This window comes from Mycobacterium sp. 012931, assembly GCF_000419295.1.
In the GTDB taxonomy this organism is placed as follows: domain Bacteria; phylum Actinomycetota; class Actinomycetes; order Mycobacteriales; family Mycobacteriaceae; genus Mycobacterium; species Mycobacterium marinum.
The window spans coordinates 3511685-3537231 of sequence record NZ_AOPX01000001.1; the positions used below are offsets into that span (position 1 = coordinate 3511685).

At 63.5% G+C, this 25547-nt stretch carries 23 protein-coding genes and 5 pseudogenes; 18 read left to right on the forward strand and 10 right to left on the reverse strand.

The window, feature by feature from the left end:
• Positions 1 to 659: 659 nt before the first annotated feature.
• A pseudogene (locus tag MMSP_RS15500) lies at positions 660 to 2549 on the forward strand (hypothetical protein); the annotation flags it as partial.
• 95 nt (positions 2550 to 2644) lie between these two features.
• On the opposite strand, the gene aceA reads toward MMSP_RS15500, so the two are convergent.
• Complete coding sequence (gene aceA, locus MMSP_RS15505; RefSeq protein ID WP_020787393.1) at positions 2645 to 4933, reverse strand: isocitrate lyase ICL2; 2289 nt, start codon at positions 4931 to 4933, stop codon at positions 2645 to 2647.
• Between the two features lie 134 nt (positions 4934 to 5067).
• Between aceA and MMSP_RS15510 the strand changes: the two genes are divergently transcribed.
• Positions 5068 to 5436 carry a hypothetical protein gene (locus tag MMSP_RS15510; RefSeq protein ID WP_011740823.1) on the forward strand — a complete coding sequence of 123 codons (369 nt, stop codon included), beginning with the start codon at positions 5068 to 5070 and terminating at the stop codon, positions 5434 to 5436.
• A gap of 6 nt (positions 5437 to 5442) precedes the next feature.
• Here MMSP_RS15510 and MMSP_RS15515 read toward each other — a convergent pair whose 3' ends face one another.
• A complete protein-coding gene (locus tag MMSP_RS15515; protein WP_020787394.1) occupies positions 5443 to 6165 on the reverse strand; it encodes an MBL fold metallo-hydrolase in 723 nt (240 codons plus the stop codon).
• 115 nt (positions 6166 to 6280) lie between these two features.
• On the opposite strand from MMSP_RS15515, the gene MMSP_RS15520 reads away from it, so the two are divergent.
• From MMSP_RS15520 to MMSP_RS15535, 4 genes are read left to right on the forward strand one after another with little or no spacing between them, the layout of a single operon-like run.
• Positions 6281 to 7339, forward strand: coding sequence for a hypothetical protein (locus tag MMSP_RS15520; RefSeq protein ID WP_235065765.1), 1059 nt, complete (start codon positions 6281 to 6283; stop codon positions 7337 to 7339).
• A 58-nt stretch (positions 7340 to 7397) separates the two neighbouring features.
• On the forward strand, positions 7398 to 7724 hold the full coding sequence (locus MMSP_RS15525) for a helix-turn-helix transcriptional regulator (protein ID WP_036426574.1): 327 nt from the start codon (positions 7398 to 7400) through the stop codon (positions 7722 to 7724).
• On the forward strand, positions 7721 to 8149 hold the full coding sequence (locus tag MMSP_RS15530) for an SRPBCC domain-containing protein (protein ID WP_011740819.1): 429 nt from the start codon (positions 7721 to 7723) through the stop codon (positions 8147 to 8149). Before MMSP_RS15525 ends, MMSP_RS15530 begins: the two co-directional genes overlap by 4 nt.
• Before the next feature lie 42 nt (positions 8150 to 8191).
• Positions 8192 to 9196, forward strand: coding sequence for a zinc-binding dehydrogenase (locus MMSP_RS15535; RefSeq protein WP_020787397.1), 1005 nt, complete (start codon positions 8192 to 8194; stop codon positions 9194 to 9196).
• 50 nt (positions 9197 to 9246) lie between these two features.
• On the opposite strand, the gene MMSP_RS15540 is transcribed toward MMSP_RS15535, so the two are convergent.
• The gene (locus MMSP_RS15540; protein ID WP_020787398.1) at positions 9247 to 10827 is read right to left on the reverse strand and encodes an NAD(P)/FAD-dependent oxidoreductase; all 1581 of its coding nucleotides are present in this window, start codon (positions 10825 to 10827) and stop codon (positions 9247 to 9249) included.
• A gap of 114 nt (positions 10828 to 10941) precedes the next feature.
• On the opposite strand from MMSP_RS15540, the gene MMSP_RS15545 reads away from it, so the two are divergent.
• Together MMSP_RS15545 and MMSP_RS28580 are read left to right on the forward strand one after the other, a co-directional pair.
• Complete coding sequence (locus MMSP_RS15545) at positions 10942 to 11541, forward strand: TetR/AcrR family transcriptional regulator (RefSeq protein WP_020787399.1); 600 nt, start codon at positions 10942 to 10944, stop codon at positions 11539 to 11541.
• 352 nt (positions 11542 to 11893) lie between these two features.
• Positions 11894 to 12304, forward strand: a pseudogene (locus MMSP_RS28580) (PPE family protein); the annotation flags it as partial.
• Positions 12305 to 12339: 35 nt separating this feature from the next.
• Here MMSP_RS28580 and MMSP_RS28585 read toward each other — a convergent pair.
• On the reverse strand, positions 12340 to 12489 hold the full coding sequence (locus MMSP_RS28585) for a hypothetical protein (RefSeq protein WP_232022515.1): 150 nt from the start codon (positions 12487 to 12489) through the stop codon (positions 12340 to 12342).
• Between the two features lie 417 nt (positions 12490 to 12906).
• Between MMSP_RS28585 and MMSP_RS28590 the strand changes: the two genes are divergently transcribed.
• From MMSP_RS28590 to MMSP_RS15570, 5 genes and pseudogenes are all read left to right on the forward strand, one after another.
• Positions 12907 to 13116, forward strand: coding sequence for a hypothetical protein (locus MMSP_RS28590; protein WP_232022514.1), 210 nt, complete (start codon positions 12907 to 12909; stop codon positions 13114 to 13116).
• Between the two features lie 756 nt (positions 13117 to 13872).
• Entirely contained in the window at positions 13873 to 14598 is a 726-nt protein-coding gene (locus MMSP_RS15555) for a hypothetical protein (RefSeq protein ID WP_020787403.1), read from the forward strand.
• A complete protein-coding gene (locus tag MMSP_RS15560; protein ID WP_015355568.1) occupies positions 14586 to 15011 on the forward strand; it encodes a hypothetical protein in 426 nt (141 codons plus the stop codon). Before MMSP_RS15555 ends, MMSP_RS15560 begins: the two co-directional genes overlap by 13 nt.
• Positions 15012 to 15059: 48 nt before the next feature.
• Complete coding sequence (locus MMSP_RS15565) at positions 15060 to 15530, forward strand: hypothetical protein (RefSeq protein ID WP_015355567.1); 471 nt, start codon at positions 15060 to 15062, stop codon at positions 15528 to 15530.
• 12 nt (positions 15531 to 15542) lie between these two features.
• Positions 15543 to 16527, forward strand: a pseudogene (locus tag MMSP_RS15570) (FAD-dependent oxidoreductase).
• A gap of 14 nt (positions 16528 to 16541) precedes the next feature.
• On the opposite strand, the gene MMSP_RS15575 reads toward MMSP_RS15570, so the two are convergent.
• The 3 genes from MMSP_RS15575 to MMSP_RS15585 form a co-directional block, all read right to left on the reverse strand.
• The gene (locus tag MMSP_RS15575) at positions 16542 to 16973 is read right to left on the reverse strand and encodes an anti-sigma factor antagonist (protein ID WP_011740808.1); all 432 of its coding nucleotides are present in this window, start codon (positions 16971 to 16973) and stop codon (positions 16542 to 16544) included.
• Between the two features lie 237 nt (positions 16974 to 17210).
• Positions 17211 to 17612 (reverse strand): phage holin family protein, encoded by a 402-nt coding sequence (locus tag MMSP_RS15580; RefSeq protein ID WP_015355564.1) that lies wholly within the window; start codon positions 17610 to 17612, stop codon positions 17211 to 17213.
• 16 nt (positions 17613 to 17628) lie between these two features.
• Positions 17629 to 18696, reverse strand: a complete 1068-nt coding sequence (locus tag MMSP_RS15585) for an amidohydrolase family protein (RefSeq protein ID WP_020787407.1) — start codon at positions 18694 to 18696, stop codon at positions 17629 to 17631.
• Between the two features lie 66 nt (positions 18697 to 18762).
• On the opposite strand from MMSP_RS15585, the gene MMSP_RS15590 reads away from it, so the two are divergent.
• Positions 18763 to 20031: a sialate:H+ symport family MFS transporter gene (locus MMSP_RS15590; protein WP_036427321.1), complete on the forward strand. Its 1269-nt coding sequence runs from the start codon at positions 18763 to 18765 to the stop codon at positions 20029 to 20031.
• Between the two features lie 95 nt (positions 20032 to 20126).
• On the opposite strand, the gene MMSP_RS15595 is transcribed toward MMSP_RS15590, so the two are convergent.
• The gene (locus tag MMSP_RS15595; protein WP_020787409.1) at positions 20127 to 21398 is read right to left on the reverse strand and encodes a competence/damage-inducible protein A; all 1272 of its coding nucleotides are present in this window, start codon (positions 21396 to 21398) and stop codon (positions 20127 to 20129) included.
• A gap of 125 nt (positions 21399 to 21523) precedes the next feature.
• On the opposite strand from MMSP_RS15595, the gene MMSP_RS27230 reads away from it, so the two are divergent.
• Together MMSP_RS27230 and MMSP_RS15605 are read left to right on the forward strand one after the other, a co-directional pair.
• Positions 21524 to 21829, forward strand: a complete 306-nt coding sequence (locus tag MMSP_RS27230) for a hypothetical protein (protein ID WP_020787410.1) — start codon at positions 21524 to 21526, stop codon at positions 21827 to 21829.
• Between the two features lie 199 nt (positions 21830 to 22028).
• The gene (locus MMSP_RS15605; protein ID WP_020787411.1) at positions 22029 to 22523 is read left to right on the forward strand and encodes a macro domain-containing protein; all 495 of its coding nucleotides are present in this window, start codon (positions 22029 to 22031) and stop codon (positions 22521 to 22523) included.
• Here the strand turns inward: MMSP_RS15605 and MMSP_RS15610 are convergent.
• The gene (locus tag MMSP_RS15610) at positions 22520 to 22846 is read right to left on the reverse strand and encodes an MTH1187 family thiamine-binding protein (protein ID WP_012394498.1); all 327 of its coding nucleotides are present in this window, start codon (positions 22844 to 22846) and stop codon (positions 22520 to 22522) included. The two genes, MMSP_RS15605 and MMSP_RS15610, sit on opposite strands and share 4 nt — an antisense overlap.
• Before the next feature lie 296 nt (positions 22847 to 23142).
• Here MMSP_RS15610 and dtd point away from each other — a divergent pair, with 296 nt between their 5' ends.
• Both dtd and MMSP_RS15625 read left to right on the forward strand, forming a co-directional pair.
• Entirely contained in the window at positions 23143 to 23574 is a 432-nt protein-coding gene (gene dtd / locus MMSP_RS15620; RefSeq protein WP_011740834.1) for a D-aminoacyl-tRNA deacylase, read from the forward strand.
• Positions 23575 to 23615: 41 nt separating this feature from the next.
• A pseudogene (locus MMSP_RS15625) lies at positions 23616 to 24521 on the forward strand (class I SAM-dependent methyltransferase); the annotation flags it as partial.
• On the opposite strand, the pseudogene MMSP_RS15630 reads toward MMSP_RS15625, so the two are convergent.
• A pseudogene (locus tag MMSP_RS15630) lies at positions 24402 to 25542 on the reverse strand (alcohol dehydrogenase catalytic domain-containing protein); the annotation flags it as partial. The pseudogenes MMSP_RS15625 and MMSP_RS15630 sit on opposite strands and share 120 nt — an antisense overlap.
• Positions 25543 to 25547: the final 5 nt, after the last annotated feature.

Sequence of the window (25547 nt, forward strand, 5' to 3'; positions counted from 1 at the left end):
CCTTGTTTGGTCGGGCCTTGCTGCAACCATTCGTTCCCATACCCGATCGGCTGTGGATGGAAACGAAGCATCCTGACGGTCGCTGCGGTCGTCGCATGCCCGTTGGCACCAAGCCAGCTTCCGTCATACCGCCTCCCGCCGCCGCAGTTGCCCGTTATCGGCGCCATCGTAGAAGTCTGCGCGGCGTCGCTGGGGGCTGTGGCCGCACTGGGTCTGAGCACCGAGACGCCTGCAATCACGTCTGTGGACCGGGTCCGCGGTTTGCTGCCATGGCGACCATGGGGTGATTCGCCGTTAGTTGCGCTGTCGCCGGACGAGCCTAGCTGCATTGTTCTGCATTGTTGAGATTTTCCGGACGCTGATGGCGCAAATTGCGGATTTGCGGCAGCTGAATTTAACGCATACTCGGCGAGGAAGTTCCGCGCGAAAGCGGCTTGGATCCGCTACCGAATTCCCTTGCACCTCCCCCCACTTCGGGAGGTCAACGCCTGATTCGGGCTTGACATCGAGACCGCTGGATCTGTCCTGAACGGCCCGTGTAAAGAAATTTGGCAATAGCCCGGATATGGAATCACGATCAGATAACAGCATGATCTCGTTATGATAAATATGTCAAAGTCTCTACCGGTTATGCGCGTAGTTTGTCCGCTACGAGGTCAGGGAACGCCGGAGCCCTGAGCGGCAACTTTGGATCGGGAAACTTTGGTAGTTCAAATATCGGAGCCTCGAACCTCGGGAGCAATAATTTTGGATTCGGAAATCTGGGAAACTTCAATAATGGATTCTCCAATATTGGAAGTGGAAATTTCGGGTTTGGCAATAATGGCAACAACAACATCGGTATCGGGCTCAACGAAAATAATCAGGTCGGCATCGGCCTACTGAATTCCGGCACCGGCAACGTCGGTCTGTTCAACTCGGGCGATGGAAACATCGGTTTCTTCAATTCTGGTAGCGGCAATTTTGGGATTGGCAATACCGGTAACTTCGGCACGGGAATATTCAACTCGGGCAATGGCAGTACCAGCCTCTTCAATGCCGGTTCATTTAACACCGGTGTCCTGAACGCGGGTGATGGAAATACGGGAATCTTGAACACCGGCAGCTACAACATGGGGGGTTTCAATCCAGGCTCGTCCAACACGGGTTCATTTAACATCGGGGGCGCGAACACTGGTTGGTTGAATTCCGGCAGCATCAACACCGGAATTCTCAACTCGGGAGACATGAACAACGGCCTGTTCAACACGGGAGACATGAATAACGGCATCTTTTTCCGCGGCGTCGGTCAGGGCCGCCTGTACTTCGGAATCGGACTGCCCGAGCTAACGTTGCCGCCTCTTGACGTTCCGGGGATCACGGTTCCGGGCTTCAATCTGCCTGCCCTAACACTGCCCTCGATGTCGCTACCTGCCATTACGACGCCGGCGAATATCACGGTGGGTGCGTTTGATCTGCCGGGGTTGACGCTGCCGCCGTTGACGATTCCGGCGGCGACGACGCCGGCGAATATTACGGTGGGTGCGTTTAACTTGCCGGGATTGGCGATCCCATCGTTGACAATTCCATCGATATCGATACCTGCGGGTACCGCAATTGGTAGTTTTGATCTGCCGGGGATCACCACTCAGTCGATATTCGTCAACAACATCACTACGGGTTCGTTTACCACGCCTACGATAGTAACGCCCACAATAGCTGGGCCCGTTGTCACAATTCCGGGCTTCCATCTCGATTTCAAAGCGCTCATTCCCAACAACATAATTGCTTTGCAAACAGGTATCGCGGGCCAGTATCCGGCCATTGGTAATTTTTATGGGATGGAGGGGGTCTATCTCGAGACCGGAACGCTTACACTCGGGCCCATTGGCCTCAGCGGATTCACCATCAGTCCAATCTCTATCTCCGGCTTCAGCCTGCCCAACTTCACCATCCCGGGTATCAACGTTCCGCCCATTCACCTCGCCGATTTCACATTGCCGGCGATTACCACTCCCGAGTTCACGACTCCCCCGTTGAGCATCGATCCCATTGCGCTTGATGGCTTCACGCTTCCGCAGATCGATCCGATTGCGGTTGGTGGGTTCACCCTCCCGCAGATCAACATTCCGCCCACGACAACAGGGGAACTCACCATCCCGCCGATAGGCCTGGCGTCTTTCACCACGCCTGCGCTCACCATCCCGAGCATTCACGTGCCGGCCGGTACGTTGGCGCAAGTTTCGATCCCCGCCGGTTCAGGTTTCCTCAACTCGAGCACTGCGCCGTCATCGGGCTTCTTCAATGCCGGAGCGGGCGGCAGTTCTGGGTTTGGCAACAACGGATCAGGGCTGTCGGGCTGGTTCAACACAAACGCCACCGGACTGATTGGTGGCTCGGGCTACCAAAACTACGGCAGCGTGTTCTCGGGCTTCTCCAACCTGGGCACCGGTGTTTCGGGCTTCGCCAACACCGGCACGTTGCCGTTAGCGATGACCAGTCTGGTGTCGGGCTTCGCCAATGTCGGCGGCAGCCTGTCGGGCTTGTTCTTCCAGAGCGTCACCCCGTAGCCGTCGTAGCTCCTGCCGGATGGCACGGTCAATCCATCGTGCCATCCGGTTGACTGGAACCTCGCTGGGTGAACTCCCGAGCGGCAGATGTACGCCTAGTCGCCCTTGGTGATCAACTGTCGCAGCGCCACCCGGTCCGCCGTCAGCAACTCCTCGATGCGCGGGCGGTTGACCTCCGCGACAATGATCTCGCCCACGTCCTGGTTGACCTCGCTGAAGATCCCATGCGACTTCATCTTTGAGGTCTGATACTGGTTGTCTTCGGTAGGCGTGACGTAGTAGACCGCGTCAGCCTTGAACCGGTGGACCAGCCAGAGGTGGATCAAGGTCATCAGCCGCTTCTGGCGAAGCTTGTGAGCGAACGTGTTCTGGTCACGCACGGTGAGAATGCTGCGGCCGTGGCGGTCCTTGATGGGATCGAACACGACGTTGGCCAACTGTTCGTCGTCGTTGCCGTAGATTCCCAGTTCCAGCACGTCGGAGCCGGCGCGGCGAGGCCGCAGCTGAACGCGCAGCTTTTCGCCCAGCTGGTAGTGATCGCTCCACAGCGCCAGCCACTCCTCCAGCAGCTTCTTGGGCACCTCGGTCTGCACGAGATGTTGGTGCTGTGTGGAGCCCTTGCCCATCGCCTTGGTAGTCGCCGTGCGTCCGGACGAGGCTTGCAGCGCAGCATCGCTGCGCGGGCCGCCGACCAGGGTCTGTGGTGTGCGATAAGGGGACTCGACGAGGCGCATCTTGCGCTGCAGCCGAGCCAGCGCCAGCATGCCGTCCTGTCGCAACGCCGTTGCGAATTCTTCGGAGGCAACACCATCGATCTGATGCCCACCGTAGGTGATGAAGTTGAAGACGAAGCCCATCTTGCCCAGCTCTTCGGGGAAGCGCTTCATCTCCTCGTCGGTCATGCCGGTGGTATCCCAGTTGAACGACGGCGAGAGGTTGTAGGCCAACATCTGGTCCGGGAACTCGGCATGGATCGCCTCGGCGAACTGCCGCGCGTCGGCGAGGTCGGCCGTCTTGGTCTCCATCCAGAGGATGTCGGCAAATGGTGCCGCCGCAAGCGACTTGGCGATTGCATACGGTATGCCGCCCCGGATTTGGTAGTAGCCTTCTGGCGTTTTTGCCAACTCGCAGTCCCAGCCGGGGTCGACGCCCATTTCCTTCGCCTTTTGCCGAGCCGCATAAAGCGATGCGCGCGCGGCGAAAGTCCGCCATTCTTCGGGGCTCATCGGCACCGGATCGCCTTCGCTTTGACCGAACGCGAGCACCTCGGCCACGGCCTCTGCATAGGTCATCAGGCCGGCGTCGTCCTCCCACGCGGCCACGAACCGGGATTCGACTTGGTCGAAAAGGTCGTCGATGGTCTGCATCCCGTCTTCGCGCCAGGAGTTAACGGCGTCGGAGATCAGGCCCATGATGCCGGAACGCTCGAGCCAGCCGTTGGCGGCGGCGTACTCGGCATCGGCGAGAGCGTAGAGCAGGTGACCGTTGAGTTCCTTGACGTCCAGTTCGTAGAAGCGCCGGAGCATGGCCAGGAAGCAGGACTTGTAGGAGGGGATATCGAGTTTGGTGGCGCCCAGCAGGAAAGGCTGGTCGCGTTCGTCGGCGCGGCTGTCGATCAGATTGGCTGCTTCGGCATCGGTGCGCGCGACGATGATGCCCGGGACTCGCATCACGTCGAGCTGGAAACGAGCGGCGTTGAGACGCTTGATCTGTTCGTCGGACGGCACCAGAACCTTGCCGCCTTGGTGGCCGCACTTCTTGGTGCCCGGGCGCTGGTCCTCGATGTGGTAGCCAGGCACTCCAACCTCGACGAAGCGGCGGATGAGGTTGCGCACGTGTGGATCACCGCCGTGGCCGGTGTCGGCGTCGGCGATGATGAAGGGCCGAAAATCGTAGGCCGTGGTGGTGACGCGCTGCTGGTCGGTCATCTGCAGGCGCAGGTACTCCTGATTACGGTCGGCGGTAAGCAGGGCGCGTACCAGTACCGCCGCATCGTCGGGCACCTGACTCAGCGGGTAGCTGGCCAGGTCGGGTCCGGGATCCTCGGTCGTGGAACCCTTGGCCGAGGTCGCCCATCCGCCTAGGTAGATCGCCTCGATGCCCATGCGCTTCATGCTCACGGCCTGGCCCGGCGAGTACGGGCCGAAGGTGGTTACGCTCTTCTTCTCGGCGTAGAGCTCGCGTAGGCGCTGGTAGAAGGCGCCCGCGGCGGTTCGTGCGACGGTGTAGTCGTTCGGAATCGTGCCGCGCTGCTCTACGACTTGTCGCGCCGTATAGAGGCGAACAATCCCGGCAAAACGGGAACTGTCGAAGTATCGCTGTGTGTCGGCGACTTCTTGCTCGAACGGTGTGCGGACCTCAGTGTCCGTTTCGGCGATAGCCATGGGCTTGCGCTCCTTTGTGCGCCCGGTTACCTCAACGGACCGAGTGTATCTCCGTAGCACGCGACAAAATCATCGGCTAAGCGAGTCTCTGAAATCGCTCGCAGCCGGGCGGGCGGCGCCGGTATCGTTTTTCTGTGAAAACGCAATTGCGGTTCGAACGGTGGTTCCTGCCCCTTTCGGTGCCGCTGGGCCTGGGACCCAAAAACTGCGCGGTTCGGGTCGAGGCAGGCAACCTGCACGTGCGGATGGGTTGGGCGTTCGCCGCCGACATTCCCGTAACGTCGATCAAGAGTGCCGCGCTCACCAATGCCAGGGTGTTCGCGGCGGGGGTCCACTATTCTGGCGGCCGGTGGTTGGTCAACGGGTCCGGAAAGGGCCTGGTGGCACTGACGATCGAGCCGCCGGCGCAAGCCAAGGCGGTGTTCATGTCGGTGCGGGTGCGCTCCTTGTGGATCAGTGTCACCGATCCGGATGCGCTCATTGCCGCATGCGCTACTCCCTAGCTGCGCTCAGCGCAGGCCGGGGTGCGCCCGCTGCTTCAGCCAATCTCGCTGCCCGCGGATGAAGTCGGCGTCAACGACGCTGCCGTGACCGGGGACGTAAATGGCGTCGGGTCCGCCGATCGCCAGTAGACGCTCGAGTGTTGCGGGCCATGCCGCGACGTCAGAATCGGCGTCGATGGCGGGGTCGGCGGACTCCTCGACAAGGTCACCGGTGAAGACGACGACCGGTCCGGTCTGAGCAGCCGGCGCGGTCGCCACGACCACCAGGTCTGAGCTGGTGTGGCCACGGCCGAGATGGGTGATCCGCACGCGGCGGTCGCCGAGGTGGAGGTCGGCGTCCAAGATCGGGTGCCGAGGCGGTCGCAAGGCTGCGATTGCGGTATCGATCTCCCCAGCATCGGCGCCGTGGTGCAGCGCGTCCTCGCGCAGCTGGTGGCCAGCCGAGGAGAGGTATTCGGCGACTTCGGGCGCGCAGCATATTTCGGCGCCGACAAAAGCCGAGGAGCCCAGCACGTGGTCGAAATGCTTGTGTGTCAACGCGATGTGTGCCACACGGCGGTCGGTGAGTTGCCGGATGTCGGCCTGAATTGCGGCCGCTTCGCGCAGCGTTGAACCGGAGTCGACGAGCAGTGCGTCGTCGCGGCCGATCACCAAACCGACTGTGACGTCGCAGAACGGCAGCCGACAGCGATAGACGCTGCCGGGCAGCTGTTCCCAGTCGTAGTTCACAGCTAGCAACGTAGGCCGTCGCGGGCGTGCGCGGGCCGATTGCGGCATGCGTCTTGCCGGTCGGTCTGGCTGGGAGTCGACGATTGCAGCGCCGGGCGCCAACTTACTACGGGCGATGCGCGGCGGAGTACGGCTGTGTTATGACGGAAAAGTGTTCGAGGACGCGAGTGCCGAGCAGGCCCGGGCGATCCTGGCGGCCGCGCATTGTGTCACCCAGCAGACCATCGATCCCGCCGATCCCCGCTCCGGCCGCGGCGAGGGAGTCGTCGTCGCCGCGGGCCGGTTGTTGTTTCGCCCCGCCGTGGAGATAGAGCCGAGTGGATTGGGGCGCATCGAGCCGCAGGAACTGGCTCGCGCGGTGGGGCCGGATCGTGATCTGGCCGAACACGCCGCGGCGCTGATCGCCTGCGCCTCGCTCTCCGATGGCCGGATCGATCCTGGGCGGCTGCGCAAGGTGGTCGAGTACGCCCACGCGACGCATGTTCGGGCGGGCTGGGTGCGAGACGTGCTCCAGGTGGCTCGTGGGCATCTCGCCTGGGCGATGGCGGACATGACGCGACGCAACAGGTCGACCTTCCCCGGCTGGGCAAGCCCAGACGACACGCTCACCGAGATGATGCCCTACCGGGCGCAGACCGATGAGGACAAGAGGCTGGCCGCTCGGTTCCTGGCCTTGGAAGGATTGCCCAAAGGAACTTTCGGGCACCAGTTTTGGGCTCACTTCCGGCGGCACGGTTTCGGATTTCCCGGTGAAACGGAAGCGTTCACGGGATTGTTTGCTGTTCCTCATGACGGTCTACATGTGCTGTCCGGTTACAGCACCTCGATTCAGGGTGAACTGCTGGTGAGTACCTTCACCGGTGCAATGCACCGCCGCGATGCGCTGCGCGCGCATATCTTGCCGGTGATCTTCGAGTGGCACGTGGGCCACGAGGTCAACGGTATCGGCGCGCGCCGAGGAGCGCTGGACCCGGTCAAGTTCTTGGTCAGCTGGCAGCGCGGGGATTCGATGACCGCCGATGTGCTGGCGCCGAATTGGGACTTCTGGTCGGTCGTGGATGCCGAACTCGACGAACTACGAGTCAGGTACGCCATTGCTCCGTTGCTGCCGGCCGACGCCGCGGCGGGTGACGGGGTCATCGTGGCGGATAAGGCGGACCCCTACGCGAACTAGCCGAGCATTATGTCGGAAAAAGTTGACATGTCGGAAATCTCCGACATATATTCGTCGGGTGTGTACCCCGGAACGCATTTGCGACCGCATCTTCGTCGCGCTGGCTAGTCCGGTGCGGCGCAAGCTACTTGAGATTCTGACCGGGCAGCCGCTATCGGCAGGTGAACTCAGCGACCGGTTCGAGCTGAGTCGCCCTGCCATCGCAGAACACCTCAAGGTGCTGCGCGAAGCCGGGCTGGTCAGTGACGAGGCGCAGGGGCGCCGGCGCATCTACCGGCTGACCGCCGAACCGCTGGCCGAGCTGGGTGAGTGGCTGCATCCATTCGAGAAGCTCTGGCGAGAAAAGTTGTACGCACTTGCCGAAGCGGCCGAGGAGCAGCAGTGAGCCCGACGATTTGCGTGGACCAGTTCGTGGCTGCGCCCCCGGAGAAAGTGTGGCGGCTGCTGACCGAACCCGATCTGCTGCGGCGCTGGTGGGCCGAGGGCGAGGTGGCCGCGGTGGTTGGGCACCAGTTCGAACTCGACATGCCGGGTTTTGGAAAGCAACCGTGCAAAGTGCTCGAGGTGGACCCGCCGCGCCGCTTCGTCTACACCTTCACCGCCGCCTGGACGCTCGCCTGGACCTTGGAGCCCGAAGGCGCTGGCACCCGGGTGTTCTTGGAGCACAGTGGCTTTGATCGCAACGATAAGCGTATGGCCGATGCGTTCCTGCGCATGGGGCCTGGCTGGCGCGATGTGGTTCTCCCCCGCCTGGCGGCGGCCGTCACGGCGACTGCCGATGGGGCCGAGAAAGCAGCCATCGGCGAGTAATTCCGCAAGCTGCGGTTCGATGAGTCCTGATATGGAGGAACAATGCGTGCTGTCGTAATCACGAAACATGGTGACCCGTCGGTCCTGCAGGTGCAGCAGTGGCCCGACCCGCCGCCGCCCGGCCCGGGTCAGCTGCGGATCGCGGTTCGCGCGGCGGGGGTGAACTTCGCTGACCACCTCGCCCGCGTGGGTCTCTACCCGGATGCACCGAAGCTTCCGGCGGTGGTTGGCTACGAAGTCGCCGGGACTGTCGAGGCGGTGGGCGCCGGCGTCGACGAAAGCCGGATCGGCGAAAGAGTTTTGGCTGGGACACGGTTCGGCGGCTATTCCGAGATAGTGAACGTCACGGCGACCGACTCGGTGGTGCTCCCCGAAGGATTGAGCTTTGAACAGGGGGCCGCGGTCCCGGTGAACTACGCAACCGCGTGGGCGGCTCTGCACGGGTACGGGTCGTTGCGGGCCGGAGAGCGTGTGCTGGTGCACGCCGCGGCCGGTGGTGTTGGCATCGCGGCTGTTCAATTCGCCAAGGCGGCGGGTGCTCAGGTGCACGGAACCGCATCTCCTGGGAAGCATCAGCGGCTTGCCGAATTGGGAGTCGATCGGGCCATCGACTACCGCCGGGACGGCTGGTGGAAGGGCCTGGACTCCTATGACCTCGTGCTCGACGCGCTCGGGGGCACCTCCCTGCGCCGATCGTATGAGCTGCTGCGGCCGGGAGGCAGGCTGGTCGGCTACGGGGTTTCCAACATGCAGGAGGGCGAGAAGCGCTCGCTGCGCCGGGTGGCCCCACATGCGCTATCGATGCTGCGCGGCTTCAACCTGATGAAGCAGCTCGAGGAGTCCAAAACCGTGATCGGTCTCAACATGCTGCGATTGTGGGACGACCGTGGCACGCTCGAGCCTTGGATCGCGCCCCTGAGTGAGGCGCTCGGTCAAGGTACCGCTGCGCCGATCGTTCACGCGGCGATACCGTTCGCCGAAGCGCCTGAAGCGCACCGCATTCTGGCGGCCCGGGAGAACATCGGCAAGGTTGTGCTGGTGCCATGAGCGTTCGGCGCGCATCGGTACACGTATAGCCAGTCGCCAATGCTGTTGCGCTATCCCGATGTTTGCCGTGTGGCCACATCCTCGAGCACCTGATAGGCAGCGTTGTAGCCCGGTATGAAGGTGATGCCCGGGCCGCCATGGCATCCAGCGCCGCCGAGGTAGAGGCCGTCGATGGGAATCGGAAAGTCGAGAAATCCCCTGGGGCCGGGGCGGTTAGGCCCCATCAGATCCGGATGCAACAACCCGTGGCAGAAGTCACCCGAGGGGGCCCCGAACATTGTTTGCATGTGATACGGCGCGAACGTGATGTAGCGGATCACAATGTCTTTGAAGTTGGGGGCGAATCGGGTGATCTTGTCGATAACGCGTTGGGCCATAATGCGTTTCAGATGACCATGTTGGTCGCGGTCGACCTCCACCGGAAACGCGTACGCATAAGCGCTGGCGGCGTGCTTGCCCGGCGGTGCGAGGCCGCTGTCGTGGACCGAGGGAATCTGCATCCCCATCGAGGGATTCTCCGGCACGATGCCTCGCCGGCAGGTTTCCCATTGCTGTTGCTGTTCCTCGGGCGTTCCGAAGATGCCGACCGACTGCTGCATTCCCGGCTCATTCAACAGCTCATAGGGTGGTGCGAATTCGGGTAGCGCGTCGAGGGCGAAGTGGATCTGTACGAAGGAGGCCCGATGGTCGCGCCCGGCCAACCGTGCCAGCAGATCTGCCGGGACGTGTTCCGGCCTGACGAGCTTGGCTAGGGTCACGTCCGGTGCCAGGTTGGACACCACGACCGGCGTGCCGATCACCGAGCCGTCGGGCAGTCGCACACCAGACACCGCCCCACGGTCAACGACGATCTCCACTACTTTCGAGCGGAATCGGATCTCGCCGCCGGCCGATGCGAAACGCTCCCGCAGATGATCGGTCAGGGCACCGATGCCGCCCCTGAGCTTGGTCATCATCGCGGTGCTGTCGTCGGGCACTGCAAGGGCAAACGCCAGGCAGGCGGCACTGCCAGGAGTAAATGGTCCACGGTAGGTGGAATTGACGGCCAGAAGCGCCAACATTCCGCGCATCACCGCATGTTTTTCCTTGTCCGGCAGGAATCGGTCAATCACGTCCATAGCGGAGCCGAATAGCATTTCGTGAATAGCCCTGCGCTCGGCCTGGTTGGTGGCGCAGGCATACATCTCGTCGAGGGTCCGGGGCGGCGTGCGCACCTCGAAGCGGCCGAGTGCCCGGGCCGGCCCCTGACTCCAGCCGATCAGCTCGGCCATGCCGGTGACAGTCGCCGAGCCGTGCTTTTCGCCTAGGTGTGAGATCAGTTGCAGCGGATCGCGATAGAAGATCATCGCCTCTTCGCCGGATTCGCCGATGTTGGTCGACATCACCTCGGGTGCCACGGTGGGCAAGGTGTCCAGCCCAAGCTCTTTGCTGATTTGGCTGGCCGTCGGAAATTGCACCGATCCTGCGATCTCGAAGTGGAAGCCGTCGATCAGTTCAACCGTTGCGGCCATTCCTCCGGCGTATGTGTTGGCTTCCATGCATAGGGTGCGAAGTCCCGCGCGTTGCAGAACCGCGGCGGCGGTCAACCCGTTGTGCCCAGCTCCCACCACGATCGCGTCATAGTCCGTCACGGCTATTTCCTCCCGAGTAGGCAATGCGCACGTCCCAGGTTATGTCAGTACTGACATATTTTGAAGATGTCAGCCCTGACATCTTTTGCGCCGCTGAGATAGCATCGGCGCGAGATGACCGTGCCCACCAACCGTCACGAACTGCGTCGACGATCCACCCACGAAGCGCTGCGGCGGGCTGCATTAAAGAGCTTTGCGCGTAAGGGATTTGCTCAGGTGACGGTGACCGAGCTGGCACGAGAGGCCGGTGTTACCGAACGGACGTTCTTCCGGCATTTTCCGACCAAAGAAGCGGTGCTGTTCCAGGACTATGAGAACCAGCTGGAGTGGCTCGCGCGGGCGCTTGCCCAACGCCCGGTGTCCGAGCCGCTCTTTGATGCGGTCTTGGCCAGTGTCGCCGCCTTTCCGCATGATCTGGAAGTGGTGCGCCAGGCCGCAACCGCTCGAAGCGAGTTGACCAGCGCGGATCGGATCGCTAACCATCTGCGGGTGGTGCAGTCGTCGTTCGCGCAGGTGCTGACCGCGTTCGTCAGAGACCGGTATGCGGATGTGGCCAATGTCGACCTTGTTGCGGAGGTCGCCGGCGCGACGATTGCAGCGGCTCTTGTGGTGGCGGTGGAAAATTGGGGCCGCTACGGGTGTGCCGAAGACCTCGGCGAACTGGTGGCCGCGAGCCTGGATCTGGTGCGGTCCGGTTTGGCGCCGCTGTCCTAGCGGCGGTGAAGGTGTCCGGTATTGTCAACGGCGCTGCGTTGCGCCAGTCGCGGCTTCTGGTCTACGGCGCCTTGGGGCATGGCAGGCCAGGGCAACCGAAATTCGTAGGCGGGCAGGACAAGTCCAGTATTTCTGAAGTGTGAGTGTTACGCCAGGGATCGGCCATGGCGGGGCTGCCCTTGATGTGCGTGATGCATTGGAGGCGCATTGTTGTGAGCCTGCGGGTTCGTGCAGGGGTGGCGAGCGCCGGTACGGCCGCTACCGCGCTGGCCGATTACGGTGTCGCGGGGTTGGGTCGGATCGGTGAGCCTGGCTGTTGCGGAGGTAGTCGGGCATGACATCGCCGCTCTGGATGGCTTCGCCGCCTGAGGTGCATTCGTCGTTGCCGAGCACTGGACCGGGGCCCGGAGGAATCCTGGTGGCCGCCGCCGGGTGGCTATCGCTGGGTGCGCTTTTCGAGGCAACAGCGGCAGAGGTCGATCATCAAATTTGCGAAGCGATACGCCTCTGGCAGGGCCGTGCTGCCGATGATTATGTAGCAGCGCACACCCCTTACGTGGTGTGGCTCGACCACGCCGCAATCGTCTGTCAGCGGGCTGGTGCTGCGCTCCAGATGATGGTGGCGGCATATGGCGATGCCTTAGCCGAGATGCCCACGATGGCGGAATTGCAGGAAAATCATGCTGTACACGGGGTGCTGGTCGCGACGAATTTCTTTGGCCTAAACGGGGTTCCCATAGCTGTGAACGAGGCGGACTATGTGCGGATGTGGATCCAGGCCGCCGGCGTGATGGGCGTTTATGAATCCTGCACGAGTGCGGCGCTACTCGAGGTGCCGCCGACCTGCCCATCCCCGGTGTTGGTCAATCCCGGCGTCGAGGGGGTTGGCAATGCCACCAGTTGGTCCGGCTTCGCCGACAGCGACGAATTCTCCGTCTCTTCCTTCAACGACGGCGTTCTTGGGCTGGACGTTGCGGGGGAGCTATGCGAGTTTGACCCGTTCGACGGCCTTGATCTTGACGGTTGCCAGTTGGTCAGCGTCTCCACGACTCAGGGATTCGGCGCAGCTATGGATGTGACCGCAGCACCGGGCTCGCCGCTTTCGGGAGCGGCGTTAGCTCCCACCGGCCACATCTGCGCTGGGGTGCCGTTGGCGACCAGCACGCCGTTGGGGGTCACCCGTCACGTTGGCGACCTTCAGATGATGGCAGCACGAGACAACTCCGATCGCGCTGTGGTGGACGCACCCCACGAAATACTCGTCAGTGATTCTCGCGGGGGCACAGCCCAGTCGGGGCGTCAGGTTCGGTGCGTCCCGGAGTGGGATCGGCCTCCGTGGTGCAGGCAGCGTCCGATGGGAGGCCGGTGTCGGAGCTGGCAGGCGGCCGTGGTGCAGGAACGGTGGGCTTCGCGGGGGTCTCCGCCACCGGCACCAAGGTGCGGCCCGCGGGTTTGTCGGCGACCGGTGGTGGTGAATTCGGCAGTGGTGCCGGCGTGCCCGTCTTGCCGGCTACCTGGCCGCTGCAGGTTGTCGGCTCCACTAGCGGTAGCGGGGTCTCGCCGCCGGCCCTGTGAGAGCACACCACCGACAACTACCGACGACCCAGAGCGCAACAGCTGGCAGCCCTTCCCGCCGGCCAGCGCGGGGGCCATGGCTTCCCGTTCGTGGCCGCCGACCGGGATCCGATGCGCTTCGGGGTATGCCGCCGTCCTCGGCCACTATCAGATATGAGATCGCAAACCCTGCTCGGTGAGCATCGACTCGTCGACGGCTATGCGGCGTATGTCTTCGTCGACCCCGAGGCTGTCAAACATCACAAAATTGACGTGCTGTCAAGTGAATTATTAGCGCTATTCGGGCGGGCGTGCCATGACTCGCCGCTGCGATTGCTGGTTACAGCGAGGTAATTCCGTCTCTCCATATCGTGCTACATCACCGCAGGCTAACGTGCTATATGGGCGAATGCGTGTTCGGCGCTTATGCGAACTCCCCGCAGCAAAAATTCATCGCATCATGAAATGTAGATTCTAGAATGTAGTTTTGAATTCAAAATGAGCTTCATTTGTTAAACGTGTGCGAAAATTCCGCCATTTTGTGCTCACATTTCTCTGGTCGATGTCAGGATTGCCTACGTGGCCAGCTGCGCGAGGCCACGCCGAACGCAGGACCAGAGAGGAGCCATCATTTTCACGCTAAAAGCAACTCGCTCCAAGGGGTCTGCGCGGGTGTCCGCCGCGGCGACGTCTCCCCTACTTCGACCGGAATCGGCGCCTGCACCGCCGCCGCCGCCGTCTTTACCGCAGTCTGCCGAAGCCGGAAATCATCGGATCGTGAGATGTGAACGAGTTCCGTCGAGATCGCTGTCTTACGACCAACGTTCGGCGCTGCTGGACCGTCTTTATTCTGTCTACAGCGAGACCATGTACGGGCACACGCGCGAACAATTCGAAGAGCACCTGTTCAGCGCTGGCGAGCTCACGTTTGCGCTTTATTACGGCACTTTTGGCGAGTTGGCCGGGTTCGCCATTAACGGTGTTCAATGCGTCACTCATGGGAAAAGTCGGATGGCGGCGTTTTCCGGCGGTGGCTTCTTCCGGCCCGGGTATAACGGATGCGGCGTGGTCGCCATGTTTTTCGGACTGCGTCAGGCGCTGCGCTTCAAACTCCGCCAGCCGGGCACCGCTTTGGGGTACCTCGCTCGCACCTCCTCACCGGTTGCCTACTGCCTGTTCACCCGGACCATGCCGCGGGTATATCCGTGTCGCACCTGCGCGACGCCGGCTGAGGTCGACAACTTGGTGCGGAGCATTGGCGAGGGCCGACACTACGTTCGGACCAACGCGGATTCCTGGGTGGTGCGCTCGGACGGGATTCCGCGCGACGCGTCTCGCATGAGCAAGCTCGACGATCACCCGGACGTGAGGTTCTACAGCCGAATCAATCCGCGATTCTGCGAGGGTGATGCTCTGTTGGTCTGGATACCGCTCAATGCCGCCAACATCTTCGGCGGGTTGTATCGCCAGGTAAGGCTGCGCGTCTTCCGATGGTCGCAGTAGTTCGCAACGGCTGGACACGCGAGGGCGCCCGCCAGGTGCTACTCGCGGTAGGTGCCGGTGTGTTGTATGGCAGCTGGGCGGCGTTTGCCAATCAGGCGGGCGGCGCCGCGGTGGCGCTGCGCGCGGCTTTGACACAGATGCTGTTGAGTATGGCCGCGACCCTGATGTTGGAGCTGGTGCTGGAGCGGCTATTTCGCTTGGGGCGCACTCCCAGACGCGGCTTTTGGCTGTCGTGGCTGGGGTCGTCGATGCTGGCCGCGACCGCATTGGTGACGGGGCACGTCCTGGTAGGTACGCCGCACGTTGCCACCACGATCGCGCCGTCACTGATGGTCGGCACCGCATTCTGCTATCTATATGCGTGCGGGATGCTCGCGCGCCGCGGACGCGGGCACCCGAGTCTGGCGGCGTAGATACCAGCAGTTCGAAATGCGCTGCTCACCCCGGTAGGCTGCAGTGCTATGGGCTCGAAGGTAATGGCATCCCACGCGGCGCGCCTTGGCGCTGCGGGATTGCTGCTTGCGGGCTGGGCGGGGTCGATGGGCGTTGCCGCGGCCGATCCCCAACCAGCGCCGCCCGCGCCGAAGACGACGATGGATCACGACGGCACGTATGCCGTGGGCACCGACATCGTTCCCGGTACCTATACGTCGGCGGGGCCGGTCGGCGACGGGACCTGTTATTGGAAGCGCATGAGCAACCCCGATGGCGCCCTCATCGACAACGCGATGACCAAGAAGCCTCAGGTAGTGCAAATCGAGCCGACCGACAAGGCGTTCAAGACGAGCGGCTGCCAACCCTGGCAGAGCACCCCTGACGCCGATGTGCCCGCCGAGCTTCCCGGCCCGGCCGCCGGGGGCCAGCTGCAGATGAATCTGGGGATACTCAACGGGCTGCTCGCTCCGAATGGTCAGCAAGTACCCCCGTCCTAATTGAGGTCGATCTTGGGCAGCGGTCGCACCGCGGCAAGTGATGCGCAACAAGTCGTCGTCATCGGTGCCGGCGTCAGCGGGCTGACGTCGGCCCTGTGCCTGGCCGAAGCGGGTTGGCCGGTGCGGGTGTGGACCGATCTGCTGCCACGGCAAACCACCTCCGCGGTGGCGGGTGCGGTGTGGCGACCGCGATTTGTGGAACCCGTCGTCAAGACCCGAAAGTGGGCCGAGCAGTCACTGCATCGGTTTCGCGAGCTGGCCGACGATCCGACCAGCGGTGTGCAGCTGATGCCCGCTATCAGTGTTGGGGAGATAGCCGAGGTGGACGTGACGGCGTCTGGGGAGGACATGATTCCCGGCCTGCGTCCGGTCGCCGATACCGACGTTCCGGACGGCTTTCCCGCGGCCACTGCAGCGACCCTGCCGATGATCGATATGCCCCGCTACCTTGATTACTTGACGACGCGGCTTGCCGCGGCGGGTTGTGAAATTGAGATACACCCGGGTGCGGTCGCTGACCGAAGCCGCTCAGAGCGCGCCGATCGTGATCAACTGTTCTGGTCTGGGTGCCAGGGAGTTGGCCGGCGATGACACCCTTCGGCCGCGATTTGGCCAGCATGTTGTGCTGGCCAACCCCGGCTTGGACCAACTGTTCATGCAGCTAGGTGATGGCCCGGAATGGATCTGCTACTTCCCTCACCCGCACCGGGTGGTGTGCGGCGGCATCAGCATTCTTGATCGCTGGGACACCACTGCGGATCCCCAGGTGACCGACCGTATCCTGCGAGACTGCCGGCGGATCGAACCCAGATTGGCCGACGCGCCGGTCATCGAAACAATTACCGGATTGCGGCCCGATCGGCCGTCGGTGCGTGTGGAAGTCGAACAGATTGGGGCGACGCGGTGTATTCACAACTACGGTCACGGGGGCGATGGTGTGACTTTGTCGTGGGGTTGCGCGCTTGATGTTGCGCGGCTGGCCGGCCTCGATTGCTGAAGGGCAGGGCCCGCTCAGTGCCCGTTGGGAACGGGCGACAACGCGGCTTCGACCGACGAATACATCGGCAGCAGACGGCGCAGTCCACACGCGGCAATGGTGCGGGCAACGATGGGCTGGTTGCTCACCAATCGCAGATTCACGCCGCGCCGACGGCACCGCACCGACTCTTGGGCCAAAACCGCATAGGCACATGAGCCAATGAAATCCAGGTCACGAATATCGATCACGAACGGACCCGGCGCGATGGCGATGGCAGCGCTGCGATTCACCAACCGCTGCCAGACCACCTCATTGCTGGCGTCAACGTCTCCTCCGACGTGAACAACCACTGCCGAGCCGGTGCACTCGGTGACCGCCCGTAGACCGGTATGCGGATCCCCGGCGGGTGAACTCAGCCGGGTGCTCGATGAACTAGGCGATGACCCCATCGCGACGGTGTTCACTCTTCGCACTATCCCGTCCTAGTGTGCCGTTAGGTAGCGCCGACCTGGATCCGCGAGGACAAACCATCGGTCCTCGCAATCGCAGCAGAGCTACTGTCTCCGAGCGCGTTAGCGAGCTGTGTTCGTAAGCATATGTGCAACTGTGGCTGACAACATAGGGTGTCGCGTGCGGTAATTTAATTTATGGTCGTGTTCTACCTGCCCTCAGCAACCTAATCGAAGGCCAACTAATAATGGCTAGCCGCGCGCTACGCGGCGCAAATCACGAGTCAGCAACGACAGAAGCCAGCTCACGATCGACAAGAGGATGGCGGCCCAGACGGCGGTCCACCAGAAGTGGTCGATCTGCAGGCCCCACCTGGTGGTGTCTTCGGTGATCCGGGCGGTGATCCACAACATGAACGCGTTGATGACGACGTGAATGAGGCCCAGCGTCAGGATGTAGAGCGGGATTGACAGAAATTGCACGATGGGCTTGATGATGGCGTTGACGAGGCCGAAGATCACCGCGACAACGAAGATGATCCCGATCTTCTCCAACGTCGTGTCGCCACCGACAAATCGGATCCCCGAGATGCAGAGCGTGACCACCCACAATGCAAATCCTGTGACGGCGGCGCGTAGCAGAAAAGGTCCCATGCGCCGATCCTGCCATTCAATTCAGCTCGTAGAAGCGCTGGGCGTTGAGTCCAGCGATCTTGTTCCGAGACTGTTCACCGATGTCGGTCCTGGTGCGCAGCTGCTTCGTGCTCTCGGGCCACTCGCCGTCCCAATGCGGGTAGTCGCTGGCGAACATGATGAAGTCATCGCCCAGCACGTCAATCACGCCAGGCAGGATTGGCTCGTCGGGCTCGCAGGTCACCCAGACGTTGCCGGCGCGCAGGTAGTCGTGCGGGTCGCGGCGCCAGCCTCCGTCGATCCAGTCACCGCGCTTCTCGTAGTGCTCGTGCAGGCGGTCGACAAAGAAGGGGACCCAGCCGACGCCCGCCTCCAGAAAGGCAACTCGCAATCGGGGATGACGGTCAAAGACACCGCCCGAGACCAGCGCGGTCATCGCCGTCATCTGGTCGAAAGGGAAGCTGATGCAGTGCACCTGGATGTAGTTGGTGAAGCGGTCCACGCCGATTTTGGGCAGGTGCATACCGGGGGCGCCGTGAATTCCCAGCGGCATCCCCTGCTCGACGGCGGCGGCGTAGAACGGATCCAGGTCGGCATGGTCAAGGTTGCGGGACTTGAGCGCGGGTGGGACCAACGTTGCGACCAGCCCCAGCTCGTTGGCCTCTTTCATGATGTCGATGGCCACTTGCCCGTGTTCGATGGGAGTGACACCGACACCGCGTAGTCGCCCGTTTGTCGGGGCACAGAAGTCCGCGATCCACTCGTTGTAGAGGCGCGCGAAACCGGCGGCGAACGCCGGGTCTTCCAGGCTGGGAACGCAGAGCCCGACGCTGGGATAGAGCACCATCGTGTCCAGGTGATCGCGATCGGCGTCGGCGAGTACCCCATCGGCTGTCGCACAGTTGATTCCGGGAGCTTTGCTGATGCCGTGTTGGGGCGGACACCCGGCCCCGGGACCGTTGTCCTGCGGGTAGTGCCGGCCCTCGATCATCAGATGCGGTCGACCGCGCGTAGTGAGTCGCACCCGGTCCGGCCAACGACGCAGCGCTTCGCCGGTCAGCGACGCGTTTTCGGCGACATGTCCATCGGCATCGATGATTCGCATATACGCCCAAGCTACTCGCGAGTGGCCGCCACCCCAGGTGCGCGGTCCGGCGTGCGGTACGCCACGATGCAGAACGTGAAAACACCGTGGCTGAACGTCGACCAGCGGAATTCGTTTATCGCGGCGTTCTTGGGCTGGACGATGGACGCGTTTGACTACTTCATCGTGGTGCTGGTCTACGCCGACATCGCCAAAACCTTTCATCACACCAAGACCGAAGTCGCGTTCGTGACCACCGCGACGCTGGCCATGCGGCCGGTGGGTGCGTTGATCTTCGGGCTGTGGGCAGATCGGGTCGGCAGGCGCGTTCCGCTCATGGTCGACGTGGCCTTGTACTCGGTGGTCGGGTTCTTGTGCGCCTTTGCCCCCAACTTCACGGTGCTGGTGATCTTGCGCCTGCTCTATGGCATCGGCATGGGTGGTGAGTGGGGATTGGGTGCGGCGCTTGCCATGGAGAAGGTTCCCGTCGGTCGGCGCGGATTTTTCTCGGGGCTGCTGCAAGAGGGCTATGCGTTCGGCTATCTGCTGGCCACGGTGTCGAGCCTGGTGGTGATGAACTGGCTGGGTCTGTCCTGGCGCTGGCTGTTCGGGTTGTCCATCATCCCCGCGTTGATCAGCCTGATCATTCGGTACCGGGTGAAGGAATCCGAGGTGTGGGAGGCCGCGCAGGACCGGATGAGGCTCACCAAGACCCGAGTCCGAGACGTGCTGCGCAACGCGGCGATCATCCGGCGGTTCGTCTACCTGGTGTTGCTGATGACCGCCTTCAACTGGATGAGCCACGGTACCCAGGACGTCTACCCGAGTTTCCTCACCGCCACCACCGACCACGGTGCCGGATTGTCGTCGGCTACCGCCCGCTGGATCGTGGTCGTCTACAACGCGGGCGCCATCATCGGCGGGCTGATGTTCGGCACCCTTTCACAGCGCTTCGGCCGGCGATACACGATTGCGTTCTGCGCGGTATTGGCGTTGCCGATCGTGCCGATATTCGCTTATTCGCGTACCGCCGCGATGCTGTGCCTGGGTTCCTTCTTGATGCAGCTATGCGTGCAGGGGGCCTGGGGCGTGATCCCGGCGCACTTGACCGAGATGTCGCCGGACGCCATTCGCGGCCTCTACCCCGGGGTCACCTATCAGCTCGGCAACCTGCTGGCGGCGATGAACCTGCCCATTCAGGAACATCTGGCCGAAACCCACGGGTATCCGTTTGCCTTGGCCGTGACAATCGTGCCGGTGTTGACCGTGGTCGCGGTGCTGGCGCTGATCGGCAAGGACGCGACCGGTGTCCACTTCGGCACTGCCGAGACCGCCTTTTTACCAGGGAAGACATGACGCAGACAGCGTCGGGATCGCGAAATGCGCGCTCCGGCTAGCCCGACTCGGGAGCGGTCGCCGCACGATCGACCGGCGGCGAATCGTCGGCCGAGTTATTCGCTCAACGCACGCCGCAACAGGTGCATGGCAACGGTCGTTGAGCGTTCGCGGATGTCGGACCGATTTCCGGGCAGCCGCAGCGTTCGAGTGACGTTGCGACCGTCGCCGACCAACACGCAAAAACAGACTGTCCCGACCGGCTTTTGCTCGGTTCCCCCACCGGGACCGGCGATTCCGGTAATCGCGACCGCGGTGTCGGCGCCGAAGCGCTGCAATGCCCCCGCCGCCATGGCCTGCGCCACCGGTTCTGAAACTGCCCCGTGCATCTCGATCAGTGCTGGGTCGACGCCGAGCAACTCGGCCTTGGCCTCATTGGAGTAACTCACCACACCGCCCATGACATAGGCCGAAGAGCCAGGGCGGTCGGTGAGCCGAGCGGCCAGGACTCCAGCGGTGCACGATTCCGCGGTCGCGATGCGCCGGTCGGCAAGCAATCGTGCCACCAGATCGTCCACCTGCGAGCCGTCTTCGGAGTAGATTTGATCGCCATGGCGATCGCGCAGCAGTCGCGCTACTTGCGCATAGGTGTCTGCCGCGCCCGGTTCGTACCGCGTGACCATCTCGATTTCTCCGCGCCGCAGGCATGTCGTGATCTCTAGCGCGCCAAAATCGGGGATGGTCGTCTCGGCACTGCGCAAGGTCTCGGCCAACCCGGACTCCGGCAGTCCGAACATCCGTATTGTCTCTTGCCGGTAGGTCGTTCGGCCGGCGATCGCCTCCTGCGCCCCGGGCATCTGAATGGCACTGTGCCACATGGGCTGAAGCTCGCGCGGGGGTCCTGGAAGCACCATGACCGCCGGCTTTCCCGGCACCACCAGACCAGGCGCGGTACCCACCGGATTGATCACTTGCGCACCAACCGGGATCATCGCTTGCTTCTGATTGGCGGCCAGTACCGAGTCGAAGTTGCCGGGGTCGAAACCCGGGTTGCGCGCCATCAGCCTCTTGAGGATGTTGGCGATCGTGTCTTCCAGTTCCGCGTCCAGTATCAGCTCGCGTCCACAGAAACGGGCGACCACCTCGACGGTCATGTCATCGGCCGTAGGTCCTAGGCCACCGCTGGTGATGATCAGGTCGAGGTCCTGGTCTGCCATGAATCGCAGCTGCGCTTCGATGTCGGCAGGGCGGTCGCCGCAGATGGTGATGTGGGCCAGCTCGACACCCAGCTCGAGCAGCTGGTCGGCGATCCACGGGCCGTTGCGATCTTGGACACGGCCGGTGAGAACCTCAGTTCCGGTGACCACGATGCCCGCACGTGCGCTCACCGGCCTCAGCCTACGCACCGGCCGATCCGGCGACGAAAGTGCCTTCTTGGCAAGTCGATTAATGCCCAGCTGGGGTGCGACGGCCGGGGCCGCACATTCGGCGCTCAGCGCCTGCAGGTGATCTAGTGGCCCGGGGCGCCAGGTTGACCCGGTTGGCCCGGCTGACCAGGCTGGCCGGGCTGACCGGGGGTTCCGCCGGGGCCCGGTTCGCCGCCGGCGCCGCCCGGACCACCCTCGCCGGGCCGACCACCTATGCCAGGTGCACCGCCCGGTCCGCCGTCGCCGCCCCGGCCGCCTTGACCTCCAGGACCGCCGGCACCGCCCCTGCCGCCGGCACCACCGCGGCCACCCGCCCCGCCTTGGCCGTCTTGGCCGCCGGGCTCACCGGTATCGCTACTCATGCGATTCGCGCCGGTAGGGGTGTGCAGTGACGAGCCATCGGTGTGCCTCCTGGTGGGCCAGCCAAACTTCCTCGGTTCTGTCACGTTATCTCAGCGGCCGCCTCGACCGGCATCAGACTCCAGGCCGTGCCGTGGCAGTCCCTCCGCTTTGGTCCGCGTCGTCGCGGCTGGCTGGCCGAAGCCGGCCGGTTGATGGCGTTTCCGGCGGTGCGCGACGGACAATGGGCCCATGATCGAGCTAGAGGTAGTCCAGGCTGACGTCACGAAGCTCGAACTCGACGCGATCACCAACGCCGCCAATACCCAACTTCGCCATGCCGGTGGCGTCGCAGCGGCCATCTCCCGCGCCGGTGGGCCGGATATCCAGCGTGAATCGAATGAAAAGGCGCCGATCGGGCTCGGAGAAGCGGTCGAAACCACGGCCGGCGAGATGCCGGCGCGCTACGTGATCCACGCGGCGACAATGGAGCTGGGCGGTCCTACCTCGTCCGAGCTCATCTCTCGGGCCACCAGCTCTGCCTTGCGCAAGGCCGATGAGCTCGGTTGCCGCTCGCTGGCCTTGGTGGCATTTGGCATCGGCGTCGGCGGCTTCCCGCTCGAACGGGCGGCACGGCTGATGGTCGAAGCGGTGCGGCGACACCACCCGGGTTCGCTAAAGCGGGTGGTTTTTGCCGTGCACGGAAATGCGGCCGAGAAAGCATTTGTCGCTGCAGTGCAGGCCTAAGGTGCTGGCTGATCGCTGCCGGGCTGAGCTAGGTAACGCTCTACCGACGCGACTTTGCCGGTCATTGCGTCACTGGCTTCCCGGCGCCAGTCCGCCTTGATCACGGTGCTGACTCGCGGCGCGCGGGCCGCGACGGCCTCCACCGCGCGCTGTACCACCGCCATGACCTCTTCCCAGGTATCGCCTTCGATCACGGTGAACATCGAGTCCGTCTGGTTGGGCAACCCGGAATCGCGAACCACCCGAACCGCTTCGGCCACGATCTCGCCAACGCCTTCACCAACGCCCATCGGGGTAACGGAAAACGCGACAAGCACAGACACGCTTTTCTCCTATGTCAAGCCGCTGTCGGTCGGCACGGCCGTACTCGGCACCGCGACGGCCAGGACCGCAGCCACGGCAGCAAGAATCCGGCCCTCAGCACGATACGCCCCGCAGTGGGAGAACAGCCGTCCGCAATTGGCGAGATCGGTTGCTTCCACCAGTGCCGCCGCTACCGCCAGACCAAGCGATCGGATTTCCGCCACCGCAACACGTGGCACCCGCACGCTCACAGCGACATGCGCCTACCCAGACCGGCCCCTTGGCGCTGCGACCCGACCTGGCAGCATCGAGGCCCATACGGGTTCTGGTGCAACGGGTGTGCTCGGCAGCGGTGACGGTCGACGGTGACGTGGTCGGCGCCGTCCGGCCGCCCGGCCAGGGACTGCTGGCCTTCGTCGGTGTGACTCACGGTGACGACGGCGACAAGGCCCGGCGGCTTGCCGAAAAGCTCTGGTATTTGCGTATTCTCACCGACGAGAAATCGGCTTCTGACCTTGGCGCGCCGATTCTGGTGGTCAGTCAGTTCACGCTCTACGCCGATACCGTCAAGGGACGGCGGCCATCGTGGAACGCTGCGGCGCCGAGGGCGGTGGCCGAGCCGCTGGTGGCCGCGTTCGCTGAGGCCTTGCGGGCGCTGGGCGCCCACGTGGAAGCCGGTGTCTTCGGGGCCCACATGCAGGTTGAGCTCATCAACGACGGTCCGGTGACCGTCATGCTGGAACTGTGATCGCGTGCGGCGGTAGGTTGGCGCCGTAGCGGGAGGTATCGATGACTACATCCGAATATGGATCTCGTCGTTCCGACGATGACCAGTGGGACATCGTCAGCGGCGTCGGTTACACCGCATTGCTGGTGGCGGGATGGCGCGCGCTGGACACGGTCGGGTCGCAACCGCTGGCTCCCGACGAGTATGCGAAGTACTTCATCGCGGCGTCCGGGGATGCGTATTTGAACGACCAACTCGCCCATCCGCCAACCTCCGTGGACGAAACCGCGTTCCCCCGCCTCTACGGAGTCCAGACCCGGTTTTTCGATGACTTTTTCCGCTCCGCCGCCGCCGCGGGAACCAAACAGGCGGTGATCGTCGCCGCCGGTCTTGACTCGCGGGCCTATCGGCTCGAATGGCCATCCGGAACAACGGTATTCGAAATCGACCTGCCACAAGTTCTCGAGTTCAAAGCACGGGTGCTGCAGCGCCATGGTGTCGAGCCCAAAGCGCGACGAAACGAGGTAGCGGCGGATCTGCGCACCGACTGGCCGGCGACGCTGCACGCAGCGGGGTTCGAGCCGGGTCAGCCCAGCGCCTGGTCGGTGGAAGGACTGTTGCCATATCTGACCGCTGACGCGCAAGATGCCCTATTCGCGCGGATCGATGACCTTTGTGCGCCGGGCAGCCGAATCGCCACGGGGGCCCTGGGGTCGCGGTTGGATCACGATCAGCTCGTCGCCCTGGAGCAGACGCACCCCGGGGTCAATCTGTCTGGCGACGTGAACTTCTCTGCCTTGACGTATGACGACAAGACCAATCCGGCCCAATGGCTGGCGGCGCGCGGGTGGGTCGTCGAACCTGTTCGCAACACGCTCGAGTTGGAAGCCGGCTATGGAATGACGCCCCCCGCGGTGGATGTGCGCCTCGACGCCATCATGCACTCCGAGTACATCGTCGCTACTAAACCTTGAGCAGCACCTTCACGTCATTGCCGGACCGGGAACCGGCAATCGAGTACCCCTTGGCAGCTTCGTCCAGTGGCAATGAAGTGGTGAAGATCCCGTCCACATCAAGGCGTCCCGACTCGAGCAACGGAATCAATTCTGACCAGGTGCGCTGCACGGGTGCGATGGTCAGTCGCAATGTGATGCCGCGCAGCAGGCAGGTCAGGGCGGGAAGCGGAAACGGCTGCAGATCGTGAACGCCGACAACGGACACGGTGCCGCCGGCCCGAACGGCGTTGAGCGATTCGGTCATTGATGCGTCGGTGCCCACGGCATCAATCACCGAATCGGCGCCGCGCCCACTCGTCGCTGCGACAATGGCCTCGGCCGCCGGAGAAGCGACGGCGGTCGCTCCCCATTCGGCGGCCCGCTGCAAGCGCCCCTGCACTCGATCCACCGCGAACACGGTCGCAGCGCCTTGGGCGAGGACACTGCGCACCGCGCACAGCCCCACCGCGCCCAGGCCGATGACTGCCACCGTTGCGCCAAAGGGGATATCGGCCCGGCGTGCGGCCGCTCAGCCGGTTGCGAGGTTGTCGGTGAGCAGCAACGCCTGCTCGGTGGTGATTGCAGCGGGAATCTTGAGCACCTGGAAGTCCGCGGCCGGGACCGCGAGCAGGTCGGCCTGCGCGCCGCCCAGCGCGCCGGATCCGAAGATCTGTGGCCCGGAAACACACATCGCCGGATCGCGGGTGGCGCAACCCGCGCAGGCGCCGCATCCGGCCACCGAGGACACCATGACCTGGTCACCCACTTCGACGGTGTGGACGTCGGGTCCTTTCTCCACCACCGTGCCAACCGCCTCATGACCCAGGGCCACCGGCTCGGCCAGGGGGTATTCGCCCTCGTAGAAATGCAGGTCGGAGCCGCAGATACCCGCGGCGCTCACGACGACTATGACTCCGTCAGATCCGGGCAGTGCCGGGTCGGGACGGTTGTCGACGCGGATACTGCCCGGCCCGTCGATGACTACGGTGCGCATGTCGG

Bases quoted from the DNA above. Each gene is read 5' to 3' on its own strand.
- aceA (WP_020787393.1), bottom strand. From the start codon at position 4,933: ATGGCTATCGCCGAAACGGACACTGAGGTCCGCACACCGTTCGAGCAA.
- MMSP_RS15520 (WP_235065765.1), top strand. From the start codon at position 6,281: ATGCGCGGCGGAGTACGGCTGTGTTATGACGGAAAAGTGTTCGAGGAC.
- MMSP_RS15535 (WP_020787397.1), top strand. From the start codon at position 8,192: ATGCGTGCTGTCGTAATCACGAAACATGGTGACCCGTCGGTCCTGCAG.
- MMSP_RS15545 (WP_020787399.1), top strand. From the start codon at position 10,942: ATGACCGTGCCCACCAACCGTCACGAACTGCGTCGACGATCCACCCAC.
- MMSP_RS15560 (WP_015355568.1), top strand. From the start codon at position 14,586: ATGGTCGCAGTAGTTCGCAACGGCTGGACACGCGAGGGCGCCCGCCAG.
- MMSP_RS15565 (WP_015355567.1), top strand. From the start codon at position 15,060: ATGGGCTCGAAGGTAATGGCATCCCACGCGGCGCGCCTTGGCGCTGCG.
- MMSP_RS15580 (WP_015355564.1), bottom strand. From the start codon at position 17,612: ATGGGACCTTTTCTGCTACGCGCCGCCGTCACAGGATTTGCATTGTGG.
- MMSP_RS15585 (WP_020787407.1), bottom strand. From the start codon at position 18,696: ATGCGAATCATCGATGCCGATGGACATGTCGCCGAAAACGCGTCGCTG.
- MMSP_RS15590 (WP_036427321.1), top strand. From the start codon at position 18,763: ATGCAGAACGTGAAAACACCGTGGCTGAACGTCGACCAGCGGAATTCG.
- MMSP_RS15605 (WP_020787411.1), top strand. From the start codon at position 22,029: ATGATCGAGCTAGAGGTAGTCCAGGCTGACGTCACGAAGCTCGAACTC.